The sequence below is a fragment of the Actinomycetospora flava genome, assembly GCF_037400335.1.
Lineage (GTDB): Bacteria > Actinomycetota > Actinomycetes > Mycobacteriales > Pseudonocardiaceae > Actinomycetospora > Actinomycetospora flava.
This window is the reverse complement of record NZ_JBBEGM010000002.1, coordinates 576,799-600,809: the sequence shown is the minus strand read 5'-3', so window position 1 is coordinate 600,809 and position 24,011 is coordinate 576,799. Positions and strand designations below refer to the sequence as shown.

The following is a 24,011-nucleotide window of genomic DNA, read 5'->3' as shown; positions in this document are numbered from 1 at the left end:
CGCTCGCTCGCGCGACACGCCGGGCGGCGCGCGTGACTACCGCCCGGCGGCTGCTGCCGCTGGTCACCGGTGCGGTCGCGGTGCTCGTGCTGACCGTGGTCGTCGCCGCCCTCCCGTGGCTGTGGGACGAGGACCCCGCCGCGAGCGTGCTGCGCGTGCGCTACCCCGAGCGCGGCGTCGACCCGGCCGCCCTCGACGCCCTGCGCGCCGAGCTGGACCTGCCCGCCGACCCCGTCACCGGCGCGCTCGGCTGGCTCGGCGGGGTCCTCACCGGCGACCTCGGCACCTCGTGGGTCTCCCGCGCACCGGTGGGCCCGTCGGTGGCCGGGGCGCTCGGGGTGTCGCTGACCCTCGCCGTGAGCGCCGTCGTCGTCGCCGCCCTGGCCGCCCTCGCCCTGCTCGCTCCCGGCGTCCGGCGCGCCGCCCGCCGCGGGACCTCCGACACCGGCCGGGGCGGCGCGGTCGCCGCGTCCGTGCTCGGCGCGGTGCCCGAGATCGCGCTCGGGGCGGTGCTCGTCGCGGTCGTCGCGGTCGCCTGGGGCCTGCTGCCGAGCACCGGGTTCACCGGGCCCGCGAACCTCGTCCTGCCCGCGCTCGCGCTGGGCCTGCCGGCGGGCGGGCTGCTGGCGCGGATGCTGTCGTCGGCGGCGGAGTCGGCGCTCGCCGAGGGCTGGGTCCGGACCTGGCGCTCGTGGGGCACGCCGCCGGGCACGATCGCGCTCGGCGTCGCCCGGCGCGCCGTGGCCACCGCGACGCCGCAGATCGCGCTGCTCGTCGTGGGACTGCTCGGCAGCGCCGTCGCCGTCGAGCAGCTCTTCGGCGTCCCCGGGGTGGGGTCCACCGCCCTCGACGCCGTGCTCGCCCAGGACCTGCCCGTCGCGCAGGCGGCGGTGATGCTGCTGGTGCTGCTCGGGCTCGTGATCGGCGGCGTCGGGGTGCTGGCGCACCGCGCCCTGCTCGGGCCCGCGCGCACGGGCGGGGAGCTGCCGAGCGGCGTCCCGCAACCCACCGGCCGAGCGGCGAGCCGGGCACCCTGGGCCGCCGCGGGCGTGCTCGCCGTCGTCGTCCTCGCGGGCCTCCCCCGGGACGGCGGCACGACAGGACCCCGCCTCGCCCCGCCCTCCTGGTCCGCCCCGATGGGCACCGACGCCGTCGGCCGCGACCTGTGGGCGAGGATCGCGCAGGGCGCGCTGCTGACGGTCGGCACCGCGGTCGCCGTGACGGCCGTGTGCCTGGTGATCGGGCTGCTGGTCGGGGTCGGCGGACGCGCGGCGCGGGCCGGGGCGGCGGACGTGATGAACGCCCTGCCGCCGGTGGTCGTCGGCCTGATCATCGCCGCGATCGTCGGGCCCGGGCTGCTCGGGGCGGCGATCGCGGTCGTCGCGGTCGGGTGGGTGCCGCTCGCCGTGCACGCGCGGACCCTCGCGACGGAGGCGCGCGCGTCGGGGTACGTGCGCGCGGCGGTGCTCGCCGGGGCGACGCCGTGGCGGATCGCGCGGCGCCACGTGCTGCCCGCCGTCGTCGGGCCGGTGACGCGCCACGGGCTGGCACGCGTCCCGCACGCCGCGCTCGGGATCGCCGCGCTGAGCTTCCTCGGGCTCGGCGCCGCCCCGGACTCCCCGGAGTGGGGCGCGGTGCTCGCCGACTCCCTCGACTACGTCGAGCGGGCGCCCTGGACGATCCTCGCGCCGACGGTCGGGCTGGCGCTGATCGCCGTCGTCGTGGCCCTCGTGCGCGAGACCCGGACCAGCAGCTAGGAAGGCGACCGTGCGTCTGCACCTGCTCGCCCACGCCGCGACCGCCGCCGCCCGGTCGGCGCGCTTCCCCCTCGACGAGCCGCTCGACGCCGGGGGGCGCCGGGCCGCGGCGGCGGTCGAGCTCGCGACACCCGAGCACCTGTGGTGCGCGTCCTCGACCCGCTGCCGGGAGACCGCGTCGCTCGCCCTACCGGAGCGGCCGGTCGACGGCGACGCCCCCGCCGGCCCGGACCCGGGCGACTGGGCCGGGCGCTCGCCCGCCGACCTCCTCGCCGACGACGCGGCCGCCCTGCAGGCGTGGATGACCGATCCCGATGCGGCGCCGCCCGGCGGGGAGTCGCTGGCGGCGCTCGTCGCGCGCGTCGGGACCTGGATGGACGCGCTGCCCCGCGAGGACCGGACCGTCGGGCTCGCGGTGGTCGACCCGCCCGTCGTGCGCGCCGCGATCGCCCACGCCCTCGGGGCCGGGCCGGCGGCGGCCTGGCGCGTGGACGTCGCGCCGCTGACCCTCGCCGTCCTGACCGGCGGCGCGGGCCGCTGGAACCTGCGGATGTTGCAAACGGAACCACGTTCCGTCTAGTGTGGTGGAGCACCGTTCCGTTTCGCGGACATCCTCTCCCCACGGAGACCCCATGCGCTACCGCACCCTCGGCCGCACCGGCATCAAGGTCAGCCCCTACGCCCTCGGGGCGATGATGTTCGGCGCGGTCGGCAACCCCGACCACGACGACTCGATCAAGATCATCCATCGCGCGCTCGACGCCGGGATCAACGTCGTGGACACCGCCGACGCCTACTCGCACGGCGAGTCCGAGGAGATCGTCGGCAAGGCCCTCCTCGGCCGGCGCGACGACGTCGTCCTCGCCACCAAGGCCCACCAGCCGATGGGCGACGACCCGAACCGGCGCGGCAACTCCCGGCGCTGGCTGGTCCGCGCGCTCGAGGACTCCCTGCGCCGCCTGCAGACCGACCACGTCGACCTGCTGCAGGTCCACCGGCCCGACCCCGACACCGACGTCGACGAGACGCTCTCGGCGCTCACCGACCTCGTCCGCGCCGGGAAGGTGCGCACGATCGGCTCGTCGTCCTACCCCGCGTCCGAGATCGTCGAGGCGCAGTGGACCTCGGAGCGCCGCAGCCACGAGCGGTTCCGCACCGAGCAGCCGCCGTACTCGATCCTCGACCGCGGCATCGAGCGCGAGGTGCTGCCCGTCTGCGAGCGGTACGGGATGGGCACGCTGGTCTACAGCCCGCTCGCGGGCGGGATGCTGACCGGGCGCTACCGGCGCGGCCAGGAGAACGCGACGCACCGCAGCGACCGCACGAACTTCCGCTACCTGCGCGACGAGCGCCGCCTCGACGCCGTCGAGCAGCTCGTCACCGTCGCCGACGAGGCCGGCATGCCGCTGATGCACCTGGCGCTCGCGTTCGTCACGTCCCATCCCGGCGTGACCTCGGCGATCCTCGGACCGCGCACGACGGAGCACCTCGACGGCCTGCTCGCGGCCTCCGAGGTGACGCTCGACGACGACGTCCTCGACCGCATCGACGCGATCGTCGCCCCGGGCACCGACGTCGGGCGCCTCGACATGGCCTACGACCCGCCGGCGATCCGGCAGCCCGCGCGGCGCCGCCGACCGACGGGCGAGCGCGCGGCGGCCTGATCAGGCCAGCTGCTCCCGCACCGCCTCGACGTCGATCACCGAGAGCACCTCGGCGACCCGGCCCTCGGCGAACCGGTAGAAGACGTGCTCGGCGAAGGCGACCCGCCGTCCGTCCGCGGGGAGGCCCCGGAAGTCGCCGCGCGGGTGGCAGTCGAACCACAGGCGCGCGGCGACCCGATCGCCCTGCACCACCAGCAGGTCCGCGACGAAGACGAGGTCGGGGATGGTGGCGACGTCGCCGACGAGCAGCGCGCGGTACTCCCCCAGCGTCATCGGGGCGCCGTTGTAGGTGATCGTGTCGTGGACGTAGTCGCCGAGATCGTCGAAGCGCCGCTCGTTCAGGCAGGTCAGGTACGCCCGGTAGACGGCGTCCACTACTTCCGCCGCACCAGGTACGTGTCCATGAGCCAGCCCTTGCGCTCCCGGTGCTCGGCGCGGGCGGCGAGGATCTCGGCCCGGACGTCACCCACCCGACCCGCGATCAGCACCTCGTCGGGCGTCCCGACGTAGGCGCCCCAGTAGACGGTCGCGTCGTCGGGCAGGTGGTCCAGACCGTGGTCCTTCGGGCTGTCGAGCATGACGACGAGGTCGGCCTCCCCGGAGTCGACGCTGTCGTCGAGCACCCGGCGGGCCGGCGTGATCGTCGCGGCGCGGGCGGTGCGGGTCAGCGTCGTGCGGTGCGCCGCGGCCAGCACCGTCGGCGCCCCGAGCCCAGGCACGACCCGCCAGTCGAGCGCCACGCGCCCGCGGGCGTCGAGGCGGTGCAGCATCTCGACGGTGCCGTCGTAGATCGCCGGGTCGCCCCACACGAGCAGCGCGCACGAGCCGCCGTCGGGCACCTCGTCGAGCAGGGTCTGCTCGTAGAGCGCGGCCCGCTCGTCACGCCAGCGCTCGGTGGCGCCCTCGTAGTCGGAGGACTTCCGGTCGCGGACGGCGTCGTCGCGCTCGACGACCCGGGCCTGCGGGGCGAAGCGCTCGACGATCCTCGCCCGGATCGCGGTCAGCTCGTCGGCGGGGCCGGGCTTGTGCAGCAGCACCACCACGTCCACGCCGCCGAGCGCCTCGACCGCGTCGAGCGTCAGCTGCCCCGGGTCGCCGAGACCGATCCCCACCACCTGCACGGTTCGCACGGGGAGGCACGTTCTCACGGCGCAGTCGCGGGTGCCGGTGTGACGTCGACCGTCACCGGCACCGTGACGACCCGCCAGTCCCGCTGGACCTGCACCCAGAGCCGGTAGCGCCCGGCGCGCGGGAAGGTGTGCTCGAACGCGATCCGGGGGCCGTAGGTGCCCGCGGGCCCGGCGGGACCCATGTCGTGGACGTGCCCGAACGCCGACGCCGGGTCCACCGGGTCCGGCGTCCCGGACAGGCCCGGGCCGAGCACCATGAGGTGACCCGCCATGCCCAGCCAGCCCTGGAGGTCGGTAACCTGCCGGCCGCCGGCCCCGAAGGTCGCCGTCACCGCCGTCGGACGGCCCGCGACGGCCGCGGGCACGGCGACGTCGACCTGCATCCCGGCGACCTCGCGCACGCCCGGGCCGGGCGCTGGTGCCGCGGCGGCGGGTGCGCCGGTGACCTCGAGCGCCGTGCGCGCCACCTGGTGCCCGCCGTCGCCGGCGCGCTCCATCTCGGCGAACACGCCGTACCGCCCGCCGGTCGCGGGGGTGAGGCGGACGACGTAGTGCCCGGGGGCGGTGCGGACCGGGTGGACGTGGTCGAGCGATCCGTCGGGTCCGATGATCGCGAGGTGGATCAGCGCGTCGTCGTGGACGGCGAGGTCGTCGACGACCGCGCCGGTCGAGGAGTCGGTGAGGTCGAGGGCGAGATCGACCGGGGCGCCGGCGGACGCGGGGGTGGCGGTGCTCGCGGTGACGACGACGCCGCCACCGGTCGGCGGCATCGGGGCTGCCGGTGTGCTCGGCGCGGCCCCGCCGTGGCCGGCGTGCCCGCCGGCGGGCGGGGCGGTGACCGGTGCCGGGGCGGCCGTCTGTGTCGGGGCGGCTGCCGTGGTCGAGGGTGCCGTGGCCACCGCCGTCACGGCGATCGTCACGCCGACGAGCGCGACCGCGCCGAGCCCGAGCGCGAGGCGGGGCCGGTCCCGGACGCTCGGGGTGAGCGCGGCGACGAGCCCGACGACGCCCAGCAGCGCCCCGATCCGGACCGCCCACACCCAGCCAGGCGTCGGCTCCGGGGCGGCGATCGTGAGCGGGACGCGCGCCAGGGTGGCCCCGTCGGCGACGGCGATCTCCCAGGCGCCGGGTGCGTCCACGGTGAGCGCGACCTCGCGCGGCTGCCCGGCCGGCGCGACGGGGACGGCAACCGGATCGACCGGGGCGGCGCCGGGGCGCACCGCGGCGAGCGTGACCTCGCCGGGCGGGGCGTCGCCGCGCGGGAGCACCACGACCGGCATCCGGCCCTCGCCCTCCGGGGGCGCGGTGATCGTCAGCTGGAGCTCGCGCGTCGGCAGGTCGAGCTCGAGGCGGGTGACGCCGGTCGGTGTCGACTCGTGCGCGAACGCGGCCGGGGCCACGAGTGCCGCGAGCGCGCCCAGCAGGACGAGCAGGGCGGCGGTCCGCTGCGCGATCACGAGCACACCGTAGAGCGGCGACACCTCATCGGTCAGTGAGATGAGGCGCGCGAGATCGCTCCGGGTGCTCCGGAGACCCCGTGAGATCGGGTCGGCGGAGCACCAGGGGCGATCATGGCGTCCCGGACGCCACGACCGGCACGCTTCTCATGATCGACAAGAGTGGCGGGAGGCGCAGCGTGCCCCTCGCGAGCCGAGCCCGCCGTCGCTCGGCCCAAGATCGCCCCCGGTGCTCCCGCCGGTCGACGACATCGCCCCGGAGGAGCACCTGGGGTGATCTCGGCGTCCCGCCGACGATGGCGTGCCCGACGGCGGAATCCCTCTGCTCCGTAACGCTCAGCGCGTTCCGCCGATCCCTTCCAGGACGACATGCCGGTCGGGGAGCTTCGGGGAGACATCGTGGCGACGACGCTGGAGACGGACACCCCGTCCGAGGACTCGGACGAGACGGGGTCCATGACCCCCGGCAAGCGCCTCGCGATCTCGGCGTTCGTCGTGCTGACCCTGCTGGGGATGCTCGCGACCACCGCCCCGAGGTCGGAGATCAAGGCCGGTCTCTTCGAGCTCACCCAGCCCTACCTCCTCGCCACCGGCCTCGACCAGTCGTGGGGTGTGTTCGCGCCCAGCCCGCCCCGCACGACGAACGACGTCGTCGCCCGGGTCGACCGGGCGGACGGAGGTGTCGGCGTCTACCCGCTGGAGGGCAGCAACGGGGTCGCGGAGTACTGGGACTACCGCTGGCGCAAGTACGGCGAGCAGCTGTGGAAGAAGCGGGGCGCCGAGCGGGAGCGCACGGCGTTCGCCGGCTACATCGCCGACCAGGACCGGGCCGCTGGCCACGAGCCGGTCCGCGTGACGCTGCTCCGCATCGTCCACGTCAACGCGCCGCCGGGCGGCCCACCTCCCGCTGCCGGGAGCGACCGGGAGATCTCGTTCTTCTCGACCCCGGTGGGCCGGCGATGACGGCGCCCTGGGTCCGTCTCCGTGCGGGATGGGAACGGTTCTGGTTCGCGCCGCAGTCGACGGCGCCGGTCGAGCTCCTGCGCATCGGTTTCGGGCTCGTCGCGACGATCTGGATGCTCTCGCTCGTCCCGGTCCTCGATCCCTTCTTCGGCGACCGCGGCGTCATCCCGCCCCGAGTGGAGCTGCCGTTCGGGGGCTGGACCCTGTTCACGCTGGTCCAGGGCTCCCCGCTGATCTGGGTGCTGTGGCTCGCGGGCCTGCTCGGCGCCGTCGCGCTGATGGTCGGGTTCCGCACCCGGGTGGCGGCCCTGGTCGTCTTCGTCGTCGTCATGTCGGTGACCCGGACGGCGCCGCTCGCCTTCAACGCGGGCGACGGTCTCCTGCGACTCGTCGCGTTCTACGTGCTCCTGATGCCGGCCGGGTCCGCGGTGTCGGTGGACAAGTGGCGCACCGACCGGGCGGGGATGTGGACCTTCCCTCGCCGGGCGCCCTGGGCGCTGCGGCTCGCGCAGATCCAGCTCAGCGTCATCTACATCTCCACGGTGTGGGAGAAGGCGGCCGGCGCGGGCTGGCGTGACGGCACGGCTGTCTCCTACGCGGTGCGCATCGGTGAGGTCAGTCGGATCCCGGTCCCGACCTTCCTGACCGACTCCCCGGTGCTCATGGAGCTGGCGACCTTCGGAACGCTCGCCACCGAGCTCGCGATCGGCATCCTCGTCTGGAACCGAGCCGCCCGACCCTGGGTGCTGACCCTCGGCGTGCTCCTGCACCTCTCGATCGAGCTCACCCTCGCGGTCGGCTTCTTCAGCGCCACGATCGTGACGCTCTACCTCGCCTTCGTCCCGCCGGATCGTGCGGAACAGGTCCTGCTGGGGATGCGCGACCGGCTGGAGCGCCGACGCCGGAGGAGCCCCCAGGGAGCAGCAGCAGCGCCGACGGAGTCCGTCCCGGAAGCACGAGCGCCCGCGGACGTCGAGCACGCCCCGGTCGGGATCACCGAGGCCCCGCGGACGGCGCACGCGACTGCCCCGCAATGAGCGGAGCGCCGGGGGTGCCGTCAGACGAAGCCGCTGTACAACACGGGAGCTAACGCTTCGGTCACGACGCGACTTCTGAGTAACACCGAATGGGTGACAGGCGACACGTCAGCGTCGACGGGGCGACGGTCAGTGCACGAGACCAGGCCGGCGAGGGCCGGGGACGGAGAGAAGGGCATGACGAGTCAGGACAAGGGGCGCCGGTTCTTGGTGCTCGGAGCCGGGGTGCTGCTCATCGGTTCCCTGGGCGTCGGATCGGCGTCGGCGACCGACTACAACTCGGGCGACACGTGCGTCTCGGTGTCGACGTACCACCATCCGCACCATGACGGCTCCACCGACAACAGCACAGACAGCACGACCGACAGCACCACGGACAGCACCACGGACAACCCGCTGGACAGCGCCACCGATCCGCTGACGGACGCGCTCGACACCGCGACCGACCCCCTCACCGACGCGCTCGACACCGCGACCGACCCGCTGACCGACGCGCTCGACACCGCGACCGACCCCCTGACAGGCGCCCTCGACACGGCCACCTCGGGCGCCACCTCGGGCGCCACCTCGGGCGCCACCTCGGGCGCCACCTCGGGCGCCACCAGCGGCTCGACGAGCGGCTCGACGAGTGGGTCGACCTCCGGGGCCACCTCCGGCTCGACGTCCGGGGCCACCTCCGGCTCGACGTCCGGCGCGACGTCCGGAGCCACCTCCGGCTTGATCGGTGGCCTGAGCACGCAGAACCTGCGGGCCGAGCCGACCGCCGACTCGGGCACGTCCGACGACTCCGACCTGGACGAGGGCCCGAACAGCCTCACGACCACCGACCGTGGCGAGGGCTACGACTCCGGGTACAGCGGTGGCTCCGGCTACCACCGGGGCGGCTACACCAGCGTCAGCTGCTACTACAACTACTCCGTCGGCCACTACTGGTACGACTACCGCCCCGTCGGCGAGGTCCACGCGACGCAGGTCAAGCGCGTCCCCTCCGGCGGCGTGGACACGGGTAACTGACGGTGGCCGTCACCGAGAAGGACCCGGACACCAAGAAGTCCGGGCCGTCGATGACCAACATCTCGATCTTCCTGATCGTCGTGCTGGTCCTCCTCGCGCTGATCGCCGGTGCGAACTCGGGCTCGTCCGGCCCGAACTCGCCGGCCCCGCTGACGTCGTCGGCCCCGACGAAGGTGACGGTGCCGTCGATCTCGGCGGAGTCGGACCTCGTCCCGACCGGGCTCCAGGAGAACGGCAGCCTCGAGGTGCCGCCGGTCTCCCAGCCCATGCAGGCGTCGTGGTTCGACCAGAGCCCGACGCCCGGCGAGGTCGGCCCGAGCGTGATCCTCGGCCACGTCAACGGCGGCGGGCAGCCCGGGATCTTCGCCAACCTCAAGGACGTCGTCGCCGGCGCCCAGGTGTTCGTCGACCGCGCGGACGGTCAGCGCGCCGTGTTCGAGGTGGCGCGGGTCGAGACCATCCCGAAGGACTCGTTCCCGACGGACGCGGTCTACAACGACACGGCGAACCCCCAGCTGCGGCTCATCACCTGCGGCGGGGACTACGACCGGGGCGCCCGGTCGTACCGGTCCAACGTGATCGTCTACGCCGACTTCGTCGAGGTGCAGAAGGTCTGACGGACGCCGCGGGACCCGGGTCGCCCCGGGTCCCGCGGCTCGTCTGTCAGCGGGCCGCCCGGGCCGCCTCGACCATCGCGCGCAGGGTCAGCTCGACCTCCTCGTAGCCGCGGGTCTTCAGCCCGCAGTCGGGGTTCACCCAGAGCCGGTCGTCCGGCACGACGCGCTGCGCCTCGGCGATCAGCGCGGCGATCTCCCCGCGTTCGGGCACGCGCGGCGAGTGGATGTCGTAGACGCCCGGCCCGACGCCGCGGGAGTAGCCGACCGCCTCGAGGTCGGCGAGCACCTCCATCCGCGAGCGCGCCGCCTCGATCGTCGTCACGTCGGCGTCCAGGCCGTCGATCGCGTCGATGACGTCGCCGAACTCCGAGTAGCACAGGTGCGTGTGCACCTGCGTCTCCTCCGCCGCGCCGCCCGTGGCCAGGCGGAACGACCCCACGGCCCAGTCGAGGTAGGCGCCCCGGTCGGCGCGCCGCGGCGGCAGCAGCTCGCGCAGCGCGGCCTCGTCGACCTGGACGATGCCGATGCCGGCGGCCTCGAGGTCGGCGATCTCGTCGCGCAGTGCCAGCGCCACCTGGTCGGCGGTCTGCGCGAGCGGCTGGTCGTCGCGCACGAACGACCACGCCAGGATCGTCACCGGTCCGGTCAGCATGCCCTTGACCGGCTGCGGCGACAGCGACTGCGCGTACCGCGCCCACTCCACCGTGATCGGCTGCGGGCGCGAGACGTCGCCGTGCAGGATCGGCGGGCGCACGCAGCGCGAGCCGTACGACTGCACCCAGCCCAGCGCGGTGGTCGCGAAGCCGGGCAGGTTGTCCGCGAAGTACTGCACCATGTCGTTGCGCTCGGGCTCGCCGTGCACCAGCACGTCCAGCCCGATCGCCTCCTGCAGCCGCACGACGCGCTCGATCTCCGAGCGCATCCGGCGGGTGTACTCGGCGTCGTCGATGCGGCCGTTCGCCCAGTCGGCGCGCGCCCTGCGCACGTCGGCGGTCTGCGGGAACGAGCCGATCGTCGTGGTCGGCAGCGGCGGCAGCCCGAGCCGCTCCCGCTGCGCCTTGGCGCGCACCGGGTAGTCCGGGCGGGTGCGGTCGGCCGGTTCGACCGACGCGACCCGCGCCCGCACCGCCTCGTCGACGGCGACCGCGGCCGACCCCGCCGCGTCCGCGTCCACCCCGTGCTCCCCGGAGCGCAGCGCCCGGCCGAGCGCCACCACCTCGTCGAGCTTCTGGCGCGCGAACGCGAGCCGGGCGACGACGGCCGGCTCGAGCTTCTCCTCGACGGTCACGTCGTAGGGGACGTGCAGTAGCGAGCACGACGACGACACCGCGAGGTCGCCGACCGACCCCAGCAGCGTCGCCGCCCGCGCCAGCGCCCCGCCGAGGTCGGCGCGCCAGACGTTGCGGCCGTCGACGAGCCCGGCGACCACGGTCTTCTGCCGCAGGGCGGGCAGGCCGGCGACGCGGTCGGCGAGCTGCGGCGCGGTGACCAGGTCGAGGGCGACGCCGTCGACCGGACTCTCCGCGAGGGCGTCCAGCGCCGGCCCGGGATCGCCGTAGGAGAACGGGACGAGGATGCGCGGGCGGTCGGGCGTGCCGGCGAGGCGGTCGTAGGCGCGGCGCAGCGCCGCCAGCTCCTCGTCGGACCGGTCGGCGACGAACGCCGACTCGTCGAGCTGCACCCACGCGGCGCCGGCGTCGGCGAGCTCCGCCAGCAGCTGCGCGTACACCTCGACGACGTCGTCGAGGCGCGCGAGCGGCGAGAAGCCCTCCGGCGACCCGTCGGCGGCCTTCGCGAGCAGCAGGTAGGTCACGGGTCCGACGAGCGCCGGGCGCGGGGCGGCGACCCCGGCGGCCGCGGCCTCGCGGACCCGCTCCACCGGCGTCGTGTCGGCGAGCCGGATCGTCGTGTCGGGCCCGATCTCGGGCACGAGGTAGTGGTAGTTGGTGTCGAACCACTTGGTCATCTCGAGCGGCGCGGCGGTCGTGGTGCCGCGCGCCATCGCGAAGTACTCGTCGAGCGCCGTGCCCTCGCGGCGCCCGTCCGGGCGGAACCGCGGCGGGACGGCGTCGAGCATCGCGGTGACGTCGAGGACGTGGTCGTAGTACGAGAACGTGCCCGTCGGCTGGGAGTCCAGCCCGGCGAGCTCGCGATAGGTCCGCGCCCGCAGGTCGGCAGCGACCTGCTCGAGGTCGCCGACGCTGCTCGCGCCCTTCCAGTAGGCCTCGAGGGCCTTCTTCAGCTCGCGGCGCGGGCCGATCCGCGGGTAGCCCAGGACGGTGGCCCCGATGGGGCCGGACAATGCACCTGACACAGCTCTTCTCCTCGTCGAGCGGTGGAGGCTCGCGAGGTCGCGCAGGTGGGTGCGGCACGCCGGCGCCCGAGGGTGCCGGGATGCGACGGGTCCGCCCGCGAGACCGCGCTGCCGCGCGCACCGGATCTCGGCACGCGCACCGATGGCAGGTCTTCGGACTCGCGGGCGTGGCGCGGGTGCGCCTCCTACTGGCCGTCGCTTCCCAGGCTCGCGCCCAGTGCTGTGTGACGGCGGTCGTTCCCACTCACCGCTGCGGGGCAGTCCCGGATTCGCACCGGGTTCCCTGTTGCCACCCGGACCGCCCGCGCGGACGGACCGGGAACCACCAGCGCCTCGGACCCTAACCCGGGAGGATCGGCGCGTGCCCGGTGACACCGATCTCCCCCGTCTGCTGGCCGGCATGGAGCCGCTCCTGCACCCTGCGCGCTACGTGTTCGTCACCGACCCGCCCGCCGGCCTCGACCCGCTCGCGACGATCCGCGAGGCCGAAGGGCTCTCCGCGATCGTCACCGCCGACGACGCCGACGCCCACGGCCTCGCCGGCGAGTTCCCCTGCGCCGGCATCACGCTGCGCGTGCACTCGGCGCTCGAGGCCGTCGGGTTCCTCGCCGCCGTCGCCCGCGCGCTCACCGACGCGGGCATCAGCACCAACCCCGTCGCCGGCTTCCACCACGACCACCTGTTCGTGCCGTGGGACCGCCGCCACGACGCGATGGCGGTGCTGCGGGAGCTCGCCGGGAGCTGACCGTCAGACCGGCGGCGCCGGGTCGTACTGGATGCCGCGCCTGACCTCCGCCGCGCGCTCCGGACCGACCAGGCGCGCGACGAGGTGCAGCGCCATGTCGATGCCCGCCGACACCCCGGAGCTCGTGACGACGTCGCCGTCGTCGACCCAGCGGTCCTCCCGGCGCACCTCGATGGTCGGGTCCAGCTCGCCCAGGACGTCGAGCGAGCGCCAGTGCGTGGTCGCGGGCCGGCCGGTGAGCAGGCCCGCGGCGGCGTAGACGAGCGAGCCGGTGCACACGCTCGTCATCAGCGGCACGTCGCGGCGCCATGCCCGGACGCGCTCGAGGTGCTCGGCGTCCTCCAGCTGCGGGCGGGTGCCGCGGCCGCCGGGGTGCACCAGCACCTCGAGCGCCGGGAGGTTCGCCGTCCCGCGGTCGGGGACGATCGTCATCCCCTTCGCGCAGCGCACCGCCTCGCCGTCGACCGAGAACGTCGTGACCCGGAAGCCGTCGTCCGGGAAGTTCGCCGTCCACCACGACAGCACCTCCCACGGCCCCACGGCGTCTAGCTCCTCGACGTCGGTGAACAGCAGGATCCCGATCCACCGCTCCGCAGGCGCGCTCACGGGTACAGCATGCCGCTACCCGAGATCGCGGGCCATGAGGTCGGTGACGGTCTCGCGGCGCACGATCTCGCGGGCCGTCCCGTCGGCCACGGCGACCACCGGTGGTCGGGGCACCAGGTTGTAGGTCGAGGCCATGGAGTGGTGGTACGCGCCGGTGCCGGGCACCGCGAGCACGTCGCCGGCGGCGACGTCGGCGGGCAGCGTGACGTCGCGGGCGAGCACGTCGCCCGACTCGCAGTGCCGCCCGACCACGGTCGCGGGCGCCCAGGGCGCCGCCGTCGAGCGCCCGACGAGGTGCACGTCGTAGCGCGCACCGTAGAGCGCCGGGCGGGGGTTGTCGCTCATCCCGCCGTCGACGGCGACGAACCAGCGCCCCGACCCCGCGTGCTTGGTACCGACGACGCGGTAGAGCGTCACCCCGGCCCGCGCGACGAGCGCGCGCCCCGGCTCCACGGCCAGGCGCAGCGCGGGCAGCCCGCGCAGCGCGCACCCGCGTCGCACCGCCGACGGGATGCGCCGCGCGAAGCCGTCGAGGTCGAACTCCTCCCCGGGACCGACACCGTGGCCTCCGCCGAGCGAGAGCTCGTCGAGGGTCACGTCGTGCCGGGCGGCGATCTCGGCGACCAGGTCGAGCAGTGCGGGCAGCGCGCGCTCCCACGGGCCGGTGTCGCGGATCCGCGAGCCGAGATGGGTGTGCAGCCCGACGAGCCGCAGGCCGGGGCGGGACAGGATGCGCCCGGCGACCCCGGGCGCGTCGGCGAGCGGGACGCCGAACTTCTGGTCGTCGCCGCCGGTGGCCACCGACGGGTGCCCGCCGGCCTCGACGCCGGGGGCGATGCGCAGCAGGACGTGCTGGACGTACCCCGCGGGGCTGGACACCGCGGCGAGCCGGTCCACCTCGTCGGCGGAGTCCACGACGACCCGCCCGACGCCGGCCGCGACCGCGGTGGCCAGCTCCTGACCGGTCTTCGCGTTGCCGTGCAGGACCAGGCGGTGCGGCGCGACCCCCGCCCGCAGCGCCACGGCCAGCTCGCCGGCCGAGCAGACGTCGACGCCGAGCCCCTCCTCGGCCACCAGACCCGCCATCGCCCGGCACAGGAACGCCTTGCCGGCGTAGGACACGTCGACGTCGGGCAGCGCGCGCCGGTACGCGCGGCAGCGGGCCCGCACGTCCTCGGTGTCGAGCACGTAGGCCGGGGTGCCGAACCGGGCGGCCAGCTCGCGCAGCGCGACCCCGCCGACGGCGACGTCGCCGTGGTCGGCGGAGCGGGCGGTCAGCGGCCACGTCGCGGGGTCCAGGCGCTGGTAGAGGCTGCTGCGCAGGCTGGGGATGAGCGTCTCGAGGGTCACGCGGCGATGGTGCGTCGCGGCCGCCCGATCGAGGTCCGCGTTTGCGCGTCGTCGACGGCGTCGCCGCCGATCGTGACGAGCTGCCGGTAGCGCGCCTCACACCCGGGTGCGAGGCCGTGAAAACTCCGCCCCGGGCCGTCAACGACGCGTCAATGCGGGTGTGCAGGCCCCCCACCGAGCGCACTCTCGGCGGTCGGCGCGCCGCCAGCGAGGCGGCGCCTCGACCGAAGGGAATCCGGTGCTCGACCTCCTCTTCGCGGGCGTGGTGATCGCGGTCTTCGCGGTCCTCCTGCTCGCCGTCCGCGGGCTGGACCGACTGTGAACGCGCTCGCCGACGTGATCGGCGGTCTGGTCGCCCTCGGCCTCCTGATCTACCTCGTGATCGCGCTGCTGCGCCCGGAGCGGTTCTGATGGCCGGCCTCCTGCAGGTCCTCGTCCTGCTCGTGCTCCTGGCGGCGGTCTGGCGTCCCCTCGGGGACTGGATGGCGCGCGTCTACACCGACGAGCGCGACTGGGGCGTCGAGCGTGTCCTCTACCGCATCGTGCGCGTCGACCCCCGCTCCGAGCAGCGGGCGAGCACCTACGCCGTCGCGATCCTCGCGTTCTCGTTCGCCGGCATCGTCCTGCTCTACCTGATGCAGCGCCTCCAGACGCTGCTGCCGTGGTCGTTCGACCGCGGGGCGGTGGAGCCCGGCGTCGCGTTCAACACCGCGATCTCCTTCGTCACCAACACCAACTGGCAGTCCTACGTCCCCGAGACGACCATGGGCCACACGGTCCAGCTGGCCGGCCTGGCCGTCCAGAACTTCGTCTCGGCCGCCGTCGGCATGGCCGTCGCGGTCGCGCTGATCCGTGGGTTCGTCCGCAGCCGCACCGAGCGGCTCGGCAACGCGTGGGTCGACATCGTCCGCGGCTGCACACGGATCCTGCTGCCGATCGCGACGCTCGCCGCGGTCGCGCTCGTCGCGACCGGCGTCGTCATGAGCCTGCGCTCGGGTGTCGACCTCGTCGGCCCGGACGGGGGCTCGTCCACGGCCGCGATCGCCCCGGCCGCGTCCCAGGAGGCCATCAAGCAGCTCGGGACCAACGGCGGCGGCATCCTCAACGCCAACTCCGCGCACCCGTTCGAGAACCCGAACCCGTTCTCGAACCTCATCGAGATCTTCCTGATGCTCGTCATCCCGGTCGCGATGACCCGGATGTTCGGGCAGATGGTCGGCTCGGTCCGCCAGGGTGTCTCGCTGCTCGCCGTCATGGGCGGCCTGTGGGGCGTCATGCTCGCGGTGATCTGGAGCGCGGAGGCCACCAGCGCCTCGTTCGCCGGGGCGAACCTGGAGGGCAAGGAGGTCCGGTTCGGCATCCCCGGCTCGGCCCTGTTCGCGAACACCACCACCGGCACGTCGACCGGCGCGGTCAACTCGCTGCACGACAGCTACTCGGCCTTCGGGGGCGGCGGGACGCTGCTGAACATGCTGTTCTCGGAGATGACTCCGGGCGGCGTCGGCGCGGGGCTCTACGGGATCCTCATCATCGCGATCATCGCGGTGTTCCTCGCCGGGCTGATGGTCGGACGGACCCCGGAGTACCTCGGCAAGCGCCTCGGGCGCCGCGAGGTGACGTGCGCGGTGGTCGTCACGCTGACGATGCCCGCGCTGGTGCTCCTCGGCACCGGCCTGGCCATCGCCCTGCCGGGCACCGGCGACGCGATGACGAACTCCGGCCCGCACGGCCTGTCCGAGGTCTTCTACGCGTTCGCGTCGGCCGCGAACAACAACGGCTCGGCGTTCGGCGGCCTCACGGTCACCAGCGGGTTCTTCCAGACCGCGCTCGGGATCGCGATGCTGCTCGGCCGCTTCCTGCCGATCGTCGCCGTCCTCGCCCTGGCCGGGCTGCTCGCCCGCCAGCCCCGGGTCGCGCCGTCCTCCGGGACGCTCTCGACCGGCACCCCCCTGTTCTCGGTGCTCGTCGCCGGCACGATCGTGCTGGTCGCGGCGATCACCTTCCTGCCTGCCCTGGCACTGAGTCCCATCGCGGAGGGATTGGCGTGACCGCCGTTGCTCACCGCTCCCCGGCCGAGGCCGAGGAGCTCCACGCGTCCCGCACCGGGCGGGCGGTCGGCGCCGGCGCGTTCCGGCCCGCGCAGCTGCTCGAGTCGCTCCCCACGGCGCTGCGCAAGCTCGACCCGCGCCACCAGGTGCGCAACCCCGTCATGTTCGTGGTGTGGGTCGGCTCGGTCGTCGTCACCGTGGCGGCGATCGTCGACCCCAGCGTGTTCGCGTGGCTGATCGCGATCTGGCTGTGGTTCACCGTCGTGTTCGCCAACCTCGCCGAGGCCGTCGCGGAGGGTCGCGGGCGCGCCCAGGCCGACGCGCTGCGGGCCACGCGCACCGACACGGTGGCGTACCGGCAGGTCGGCGAGCCGGGACGCGCAGCGGAGCGGGGCCGGACCATCGAGGAGGTGGCCGCCAACGACCTGCGCGTCGACGACCTGGTCGTCGTCGAGGCCGGGCAGACGATCCCCGGTGACGGCGAGATCGTCGAGGGCATCGCCACCGTCGACGAGTCGGCGATCACCGGCGAGTCCGCCCCCGTGGTGCGGGAGTCCGGCGGCGACTTCTCCTCGGTCACGGGCGGCACCACCGTGCTGTCGGACCGCATCGTCGTGCGGATCACCGCAAAGCCGGGCGAATCGTTCGTCGACCGGATGATCGCGCTGGTCGAGGGCGCGCAGCGGCAGAAGACGCCGAACGAGATCGCGCTGACGATCCTGCTCTCGGCCCTGACGATCATCTTCCTGCTCGCGGTGGTGACGCTGCAGCCGATGGCCGGCTACTCCGGCCAGCTGCAGTCGCTCGTGGTGCTGGTGGCCCTGCTGGTCTGCCTCATCCCGACGACGATCGGCGCGCTGCTCTCGGCCATCGGCATCGCCGGGATGGACCGGCTCGTGCAGCGCAACGTGCTCGCCACCTCGGGCCGCGCCGTGGAGGCCGCCGGCGACGTGTCGACGCTGCTGCTCGACAAGACCGGCACCATCACCTACGGCAACCGCCGGGCGACGGCGCTGCATCCGTTGGACGGCGTCCCGGTGGCCGACCTCGCCGCCGCGGCCCGGCTCGCGAGCCTGGCCGACACCACGCCCGAGGGGCGCTCGATCGTCGAGCTCGTCGCGCGCGACCACGGGCTCTCCGCGGAGGCGACGGCCGACGAGGCCGCGGCGGAGTTCGTGCCGTTCAGCGCGACCACCCGCATGTCCGGCCTGGACATCGACGGTCGCGAGGTGCGCAAGGGCGCGACGTCCGCGGTCATCGCGTGGATCGGCGACGACCGTGACCGCGCCCGCCTCGAGGCCATCGCGACCGAGATCGCCGAGCGCGGCGGCACGCCCCTGGTGGTCGCCTCCCGTGTGAGCACTTTCCGGGCCCATGACACCGGGAAGTACTCACAAGAGGGCGCGCTGGGGGTCGTCGAGCTCTCGGACGTCGTCAAGCCGGGGATCGCGGAGCGGTTCGCCGAGCTGCGCACGATGGGCATCAAGACGATCATGATCACCGGTGACAACCCGGTGACCGCGCGGGCGATCGCCGCCGAGTCGGGCGTCGACGACTTCCTGGCCGAGGCGACACCCGAGGACAAGCTCGCCCTCATCCGCCGCGAGCAGGCCGGCGGGCGCATGGTCGCCATGACCGGCGACGGCACCAACGACGCGCCCGCCCTCGCGCAGGCCGACGTCGGCGTCGCCATGAACTCGGGGACGACCGCGGCCAAGGAGGCCGGCAACATGGTCGACCTCGACTCCGACCCGACCAAGCTCATCGGGGTGGTCGAGGTCGGCAAGCAGATGCTGATCACCCGCGGCGCGCTGACCACGTTCTCGCTGGCCAACGACCTCGCGAAGTACTTCGCGATCCTGCCCGCGATGTTCCTGGCGATCTTCCCCCAGCTCGCCGCGCTCAACGTCATGCAGCTCGCGACGCCGCAGTCGGCGATCCTCTCGGCGGTCGTCTTCAACGCCCTGGTGATCGTGGCGCTGATCCCGCTCGCCCTGCGGGGCGTGCGCTTCCGGCCCTCGAGCTCCGACCGGCTGCTGCGCCGCAACCTGCTCGTCTACGGGCTCGGCGGCATCGTCGTCCCGTTCGTGGGCATCTTCCTCATCGACCTCGTCGTCCGGCTCGTGCCGGGGATCGGGTGACCGCCATGTCCAGCACCACCGCCTCCTCCCACACCTCGGCCGCCGACGAGTTCGACGTCGAGGAGGTCTCCCACGAGGCTGCCGTCACGAGCCGCCAGCTGCGGCGCCAGGCCGGCGCCGCGGTGCGGGTCCTGCTCGTGCTCACCGTGCTCCTCGGCGTCGTCTACCCGGCGGTCGTCTGGGGCGTCTCCCGCATCCCGGGGCTGTCCCAGAACGCGGAGGGATCCCCGACGCTCATCGGCATCGACCCGGTGGCGGCGAACCCGGCCGCCGACCCGTGGTTCCACACGCGGCCGTCGGCCTCGGCGCCCGACGAGGCGACCGCGGGGCTCGGCCCCGCCGACGCCACGACCTCGGGCGGCTCGAACCTCGGCGCCGACGCCGAGGACCTGCGCACCGCCGTCGAGGAGCGCCGGGCGGCGATCGCGGCCCGCGACGGCGTCGACCCGGCGTCGATCCCCGCGGACGCGCTCACCGCGTCCGGCTCGGGGCTCGACCCGGACATCAGCCCGGCGTACGCCGCGCAGCAGGCGACCCGCGTCGCGCAGGTCACCGGCCTGCCCGCGGACCGGGTGCGGGCGCTGGTCGCCGACGCCACCGACGGGCGCACGCTCGGGTTCCTGGGCGAGCCCCGGGTGAACGTGCCGGAGCTCAACGCGGCCCTCGTCGCGGCCGCACCGGGGATCCGGTAGGGCGTCCCGGTGCAGGATGAGGAGGTGTCCTCCCCGTCTGCGGTGTCCGGCCCGTCGGGGCCGCGCCGAGGTGAGCTGCGCATCCACCTCGGCGCGGCGCCGGGCGTCGGCAAGACCTACGCCGCGCTGAACGAGGCCCGGCGCCGCCTCGACCGCGGCACCGACGTCGTCGTCGGGCTCGTCGAGACCCACGGGCGGGCGCGGACGGCCGAGCTGCTCGAGGGCCTCGAGGTCCTGCCGCGTAAGGTGATCGACCACCGCGGCACCGAGCTCACCGAGCTCGACGTCGACGCCGTGCTCGCCCGCGCGCCGGAGGTGTGCGTGGTCGACGAGCTCGCGCACTCCTGCGCGCCGGGTTCGCGGCACGCCAAGCGCTGGGAGGACGTCGAGGAGCTGCTCGCGGCCGGCATCGACGTGATCTCCACGGTCAACGTGCAGCACCTCGAGTCGCTCGGCGACGTCGTCGAGCGCATCACCGGGGTGCGCCAGCGCGAGACGATCCCCGACGCCGTCGTGCGCGCCGCCGACCAGATCGAGCTGGTCGACATCACGCCCGAGGCCCTGCGCCGGCGCATGGCCCACGGCAACATCTACCGGCCGGAGAAGATCGACGCCTCGCTGGCGAACTACTTCCGCACCGGCAACCTCATCGCGCTGCGCGAGCTCGCGCTGCTGTGGGTCGCCGACCAGGTCGACGTCGCCCTGCAGCGCCACCGCCACGACGAGGGCACCGAGGAGGTGTGGGAGGCCCGCGAGCGGGTGGTCGTCGCGGTCACCGGCGGACCCGAGAGCGCGACGGTCATGCGCCGGGCCGCGCGCATCGCCCGCCGCGCCGGGTCGGCCGACCTGCTGTGCGTGCTCGTCCTGCGCAGCGACGGGCTGACGACCGGCCCGAGGACGCAGGGCACGACGGGTGTCGAGCTGCGCCGCCTCGCCGGGGACGTCGGCGCGTCGTTCCACACCGTCGTCGGCGACGACGTCCCCGGCGCGCTGCTCGACTTCGCCCGCGCCGCGAACGCGACCCAGCTGGTGCTCGGCACCTCGCGACGCTCGCGCTGGGCCCGCGCGGTGGATCCCGGGATCGGGGCCCGGACGATCGCGCAGTCCGGGACGATCGACGTCCACCTGGTCACCCACGCCGAGGCGGGACCCGCCCCGCGCCGGCGGCTGTCGCTGCCCGCGCGCCGGCACGCCTTCGGGTGGCCGGCGGCGGTGATCCTCCCGGTGGTCGCGACCGTCGTCGGCGTCGTGCTGCGCGAGTCGGTCGACCTGTCCACCGACGTCGTGCTGTTCTTCCTCGCCACCGTGGTGACGGCGATGATCGGCGGGCTCGCGCCCGCGCTCGTCGCCGCGCTGGGCGGCGGCCTGCTGCTCAACGTGTTCCTGACGCCGCCGCTCTACACGCTCTCGGTCCAGGAGCCGGAGAACGCCTTCGCGATCGGGTCCATGGTGGTCGTCGCCCTGCTCGTCGCCGCCGTGGTCGACCGCGCCGACCGGCGCGCGACGCAGGCGGCCGCGGCGCGCACCGAGGCGGCGCTGCTGACGTCGTTCGCCCGGGTCGTGCTGTCCCGGTCCGATCCGCTGCCCAAGCTCCTCGAGCGGGTGCGCGAGGCGTTCGGGCTCACGACGGTCGCGCTCATGGAGCGCAGTGGGCACGCCGGCTGGGAGATCACCGCGTGCACGGGCGACACGCCGTGCACGAAGCCCGCCGAGGCCGACGTCGACGTCGAGATCGACGAGGGCGTGCACCTGGTGGGCACCGGGCGCACGCTCACGGCGAAGGAGAGCGCCCTGTTCGCGACGGTCAGCGGGCAGGCCCTGCTCGCCCTGCGCAACCGGCGGATGGCGGCGGAGGCCACCGACGCGCAGCGCCGCGCCGACTCCGCCGGCATGCGGACCGCGCTGCTCTCGGCCGTGGGCCACGACCTGCGCACGCCGCTGACCGCGATCAAGGCGGCCGCCGGCAGCCTGCGCGACCCCCTGCTGCACATGTCCACCGCCGACCGCCAGGAGCTGCTGGCGACGGTCGAGGAGTCCGCCGACCGCCTCACCGGCCTCGTCGACAACCTGCTCGACTCCTCCCGGCTGGCCGCCGGCGGCGTCACGCCGGTGAGCGCACCGGTCGGCCTCGACGAGGTCGTCGCCGCGGCGCTGGCGGGCGGGCACGTGGACGCCGGCCGGGTGGTCGTCGAGGTCGCCGAGGACCTGCCCGACGTCATGGCCGACGCCGGGCTCGCCGAGCGCGTCGTCGCCAACCTCGTCGACAACGCGCTGCGCCACGGCGGCGACGGTCCGGTCGCGGTGCGGGCGAGCGCCTACGGCGACCGGGTCGAGCTGCGCGTCGTCGACACGGGCCCGGGTGTGCCCCGCAAGAAGCGCGACCGGCTGTTCGCACCGTTCCAGCAGCTCGGCGACCGGCGGGCCGCCTCCGGCGTCGGGCTCGGGCTGCACGTGGCGCGCGGCTTCACCGAGGCGATGGGCGGCACACTCGACGCCGAGGACACCCCCGGCGGCGGGCTGACGCTGGTGCTGGCGCTGCCGGCGGCCCGGCAGGCGGTCCCGGTGTGAGCCGTGTGCTGGTCGTCGACGACGACCCCCACCTGCGGCGCACGCTGCGGATCAACCTCACCGCTCACGGGCACCACGTCGTGCTCGCCGCCGACGGGGCCGCCGCCCTGCGCGCGGCCGCCGAGCACCCGCCGCCCGACGTGGTGATCCTCGACCTCGGCCTGCCCGACATGCCCGGGATCGAGGTCCTGGAGGGCCTGCGGGGCTGGAGCGCGATCCCGGTGATCGTGCTGTCGGCGCGCACCGACTCCGCCGACAAGATCGCGGCCCTCGACGCGGGCGCCGACGACTACGTCACCAAGCCCTTCGGGGTCCCCGAGCTGCTCGCCCGGCTGCGGGCGGCGGTGCGCCGGGCCGCGGTCGTCACCCCGGACGGCACGCCGGTGGTGGAGACGGCGAGCTTCACCGTCGACCTCGTCGCGAAGAAGGTCGTGCGCGACGGCGCGGAGGTGCACCTCTCCCCCACCGAGTGGGGTGTGCTCGAGCACCTCGCGCGCCACCCCGGGATGCTCGTCACCCAGCAGCAGCTGCTGCGCGAGGTGTGGGGCCCGGCGTACGGTACGGAGGGCCATTACCTGCGCGTCTACCTCGCCCACCTGCGGCGCAAGCTCGAGCCCGACCCGTCGCGGCCGCGGCACCTCGTCACGGAGGCGGGGCGGGGGTACCGGTTCGAAGTCTGAGTGCCCCGGCCGCCAGCACGAGCAGCACCGCGAGCCCGACGAGGACCGCGGTCAGCGACACGATCCCCAGCAGCAGCCCCACGACGGTCGGCGCGACCACCGCCGCCGTCGCCCCGACCGCGACGACCACCGTGAGCGCCTCCCCGGAGCGGTCGGGCGCGATCTCGGCGGTCCACACCGCGAGGACAGCGGCGCCGCCCATGATCCCCGGCGCGTAGATCGCCGCGGCCACGAGCGCGACGACGCCCGACCCCGCGCCGGTGCCGAGCACGGTCAGCGACGCCGCGAGGAAGAGCAGGCAGGCCGAGGCGACGCGGACGGTGCCGAACCGCGCGCACCAGCCGCCGATGCCCAGCCCGACGAGGCCGACGATCCCCACCAGCCCGTAGAGCGTCGGCGCCCAGCCCGGCGCGAGGGCGGCGCGGCGCAGCATGTCGGCGGCCCAGGTGAAGAACGTCGTGACCCCGACGTGGAACGCGACGGAGAAGAGCACCGGCACCCCGAGCCCGCGCAGCGCGATGCGACCGGGCCGTTCGCCCGCCGCCGGCGGCACCCGAGGCGTCCAGCGCAGGTTGAGCAGGCCGGTCGCCGCCGAGGCGACGCCGATGGCCACCCAGACCAGCCGCCACCCGGGGACGCCGAGCACCAGGAGCCCGACGATCCCGGACACCACGAGGCCCGCGCTGGTGCCGGTGCTGATGATCGCGAGCGTGCGCGGGCGCGCCGGCGGGTCGACGACCACGGCGGCGAGGTCCGAGTACGCCGCCCACACCCAGCCCGCGGCGCTGCCGGCCAGCACCACGCCGACGGCCAGCACGACCGGCGACACCGCCGTGGCCGCCAGCACCCCGCCGACGAGCCCGCAGGCGCTGCCGACCGTGGTCGGGGCGCGCGGGCCGACGCGGCGGCCGACGACCGGCGCGAGCAGCAGGCCCGCGAGGTAGCCGGCGAAGGAGCCGGAGGCGATCACGCCGAGGACGGCGTCGGACAGCCCGCCGTCGGACAGCGACGGGTCGGCCCGCAGCGAGGGCAGCGTGAGCCCGAAGGCGTAGCGGCCCATGCCGTAGGCCACGCCCACGACCGCGGCGCCGGCGACGGTGAGGCGGAGGGCCGGGGAGCGCACCACCCGATCGTGGATCACCGGGTGCTCGCGCCGGGAGCGATACTCGCCGGTAATCCGATCGTCGTCACACCGGGAACTCGCACGCGGACCCGTGCGTTGTCGCGG

21 protein-coding genes and 1 riboswitch are annotated in these 24,011 nt (G+C 74.8%); of the genes, 14 read left to right on the top strand and 7 right to left on the bottom strand.

The window, feature by feature from the left end:
* The 3 genes from WCD58_RS09560 to WCD58_RS09550 all read left to right on the top strand — a co-directional run.
* On the top strand, positions 1–1,757 hold a 1,757-nt coding region (locus WCD58_RS09560; RefSeq protein WP_337701996.1), incomplete at its 5' end, for an ABC transporter permease subunit.
* A gap of 10 nt (positions 1,758–1,767) precedes the next feature.
* Positions 1,768–2,337: a histidine phosphatase family protein gene (locus WCD58_RS09555; RefSeq protein WP_337701994.1), complete on the top strand. Its 570-nt coding sequence runs from the start codon at positions 1,768–1,770 to the stop codon at positions 2,335–2,337.
* 52 nt (positions 2,338–2,389) lie between these two features.
* The gene (locus WCD58_RS09550) at positions 2,390–3,421 is read left to right on the top strand and encodes an aldo/keto reductase (protein ID WP_337701991.1); all 1,032 of its coding nucleotides are present in this window, start codon (positions 2,390–2,392) and stop codon (positions 3,419–3,421) included.
* On the opposite strand, the gene WCD58_RS09545 is transcribed toward WCD58_RS09550, so the two are convergent.
* Genes WCD58_RS09545 through WCD58_RS09535 form a run of 3 tightly spaced genes read right to left on the bottom strand, consistent with a single transcriptional unit; the run spans position 3,422 to position 6,008 of the window.
* On the bottom strand, positions 3,422–3,796 hold the full coding sequence (locus WCD58_RS09545) for an ester cyclase (RefSeq protein ID WP_337701989.1): 375 nt from the start codon (positions 3,794–3,796) through the stop codon (positions 3,422–3,424).
* A complete protein-coding gene (gene cobF, locus WCD58_RS09540) occupies positions 3,796–4,551 on the bottom strand; it encodes a precorrin-6A synthase (deacetylating) (protein ID WP_337701987.1) in 756 nt (251 codons plus the stop codon). Before cobF ends, WCD58_RS09545 begins: the two co-directional genes overlap by 1 nt.
* Before the next feature lie 14 nt (positions 4,552–4,565).
* Entirely contained in the window at positions 4,566–6,008 is a 1,443-nt protein-coding gene (locus WCD58_RS09535) for a DUF8832 domain-containing protein (RefSeq protein ID WP_337701985.1), read from the bottom strand.
* Positions 6,009–6,407: 399 nt separating this feature from the next.
* Here WCD58_RS09535 and WCD58_RS09530 point away from each other — a divergent pair, with 399 nt between their 5' ends.
* The 4 genes from WCD58_RS09530 (at position 6,408) to WCD58_RS09515 (ending at position 9,639) form a co-directional block, all read left to right on the top strand.
* Positions 6,408–6,971 carry a hypothetical protein gene (locus WCD58_RS09530; protein ID WP_337701983.1) on the top strand — a complete coding sequence of 188 codons (564 nt, stop codon included), beginning with the start codon at positions 6,408–6,410 and terminating at the stop codon, positions 6,969–6,971.
* Positions 6,968–8,008 carry an HTTM domain-containing protein gene (locus WCD58_RS09525; RefSeq protein WP_337701981.1) on the top strand — a complete coding sequence of 347 codons (1,041 nt, stop codon included), beginning with the start codon at positions 6,968–6,970 and terminating at the stop codon, positions 8,006–8,008. The genes WCD58_RS09530 and WCD58_RS09525 overlap by 4 nt, the downstream gene beginning before the upstream one ends.
* A gap of 177 nt (positions 8,009–8,185) precedes the next feature.
* Entirely contained in the window at positions 8,186–9,022 is an 837-nt protein-coding gene (locus WCD58_RS09520) for a hypothetical protein (RefSeq protein ID WP_337701979.1), read from the top strand.
* Positions 9,023–9,024: 2 nt separating this feature from the next.
* Positions 9,025–9,639: a class F sortase gene (locus WCD58_RS09515; protein ID WP_337701977.1), complete on the top strand. Its 615-nt coding sequence runs from the start codon at positions 9,025–9,027 to the stop codon at positions 9,637–9,639.
* Between the two features lie 46 nt (positions 9,640–9,685).
* Here the strand turns inward: WCD58_RS09515 and metE are convergent, their stop codons facing one another.
* Positions 9,686–11,941: a 5-methyltetrahydropteroyltriglutamate--homocysteine S-methyltransferase gene (gene metE, locus WCD58_RS09510; protein ID WP_337702047.1), complete on the bottom strand. Its 2,256-nt coding sequence runs from the start codon at positions 11,939–11,941 to the stop codon at positions 9,686–9,688.
* A 139-nt stretch (positions 11,942–12,080) separates the two neighbouring features.
* Positions 12,081–12,295: riboswitch (cobalamin riboswitch) on the bottom strand.
* 19 nt (positions 12,296–12,314) lie between these two features.
* Here metE and WCD58_RS09505 point away from each other — a divergent pair.
* A complete protein-coding gene (locus WCD58_RS09505) occupies positions 12,315–12,698 on the top strand; it encodes an ACT domain-containing protein (protein WP_337701975.1) in 384 nt (127 codons plus the stop codon).
* A 3-nt stretch (positions 12,699–12,701) separates the two neighbouring features.
* Here WCD58_RS09505 and WCD58_RS09500 read toward each other — a convergent pair whose 3' ends face one another.
* Together WCD58_RS09500 and lysA are read right to left on the bottom strand one after the other, a co-directional pair.
* Complete coding sequence (locus tag WCD58_RS09500) at positions 12,702–13,304, bottom strand: DJ-1/PfpI family protein (RefSeq protein ID WP_337701973.1); 603 nt, start codon at positions 13,302–13,304, stop codon at positions 12,702–12,704.
* A 15-nt stretch (positions 13,305–13,319) separates the two neighbouring features.
* Positions 13,320–14,654, bottom strand: coding sequence for a diaminopimelate decarboxylase (lysA, locus tag WCD58_RS09495; protein ID WP_337701971.1), 1,335 nt, complete (start codon positions 14,652–14,654; stop codon positions 13,320–13,322).
* Positions 14,655–14,972: 318 nt separating this feature from the next.
* Between lysA and kdpF the strand changes: the two genes are divergently transcribed.
* Genes kdpF through WCD58_RS09465 form a run of 6 tightly spaced genes read left to right on the top strand, consistent with a single transcriptional unit; the run spans position 14,973 to position 22,783 of the window.
* On the top strand, positions 14,973–15,065 hold the full coding sequence (gene kdpF / locus WCD58_RS09490) for a K(+)-transporting ATPase subunit F (protein ID WP_337701969.1): 93 nt from the start codon (positions 14,973–14,975) through the stop codon (positions 15,063–15,065).
* Complete coding sequence (gene kdpA, locus WCD58_RS09485) at positions 15,065–16,702, top strand: potassium-transporting ATPase subunit KdpA (RefSeq protein ID WP_337701967.1); 1,638 nt, start codon at positions 15,065–15,067, stop codon at positions 16,700–16,702. Before kdpF ends, kdpA begins: the two co-directional genes overlap by 1 nt.
* Positions 16,699–18,843 (top strand): potassium-transporting ATPase subunit KdpB, encoded by a 2,145-nt coding sequence (kdpB, locus tag WCD58_RS09480; RefSeq protein WP_337701965.1) that lies wholly within the window; start codon positions 16,699–16,701, stop codon positions 18,841–18,843. The genes kdpA and kdpB overlap by 4 nt, the downstream gene beginning before the upstream one ends.
* Before the next feature lie 5 nt (positions 18,844–18,848).
* Positions 18,849–19,535, top strand: a complete 687-nt coding sequence (locus WCD58_RS09475) for a potassium-transporting ATPase subunit C (protein ID WP_337701963.1) — start codon at positions 18,849–18,851, stop codon at positions 19,533–19,535.
* A 24-nt stretch (positions 19,536–19,559) separates the two neighbouring features.
* On the top strand, positions 19,560–22,103 hold the full coding sequence (locus tag WCD58_RS09470; protein ID WP_337701961.1) for a sensor histidine kinase: 2,544 nt from the start codon (positions 19,560–19,562) through the stop codon (positions 22,101–22,103).
* Positions 22,100–22,783 (top strand): response regulator, encoded by a 684-nt coding sequence (locus WCD58_RS09465; RefSeq protein ID WP_337701958.1) that lies wholly within the window; start codon positions 22,100–22,102, stop codon positions 22,781–22,783. Before WCD58_RS09470 ends, WCD58_RS09465 begins: the two co-directional genes overlap by 4 nt.
* On the opposite strand, the gene WCD58_RS09460 is transcribed toward WCD58_RS09465, so the two are convergent.
* A complete protein-coding gene (locus WCD58_RS09460) occupies positions 22,746–23,906 on the bottom strand; it encodes an MFS transporter (RefSeq protein ID WP_337701956.1) in 1,161 nt (386 codons plus the stop codon). The two genes, WCD58_RS09465 and WCD58_RS09460, sit on opposite strands and share 38 nt — an antisense overlap.
* Positions 23,907–24,011 lie beyond the last annotated feature (105 nt).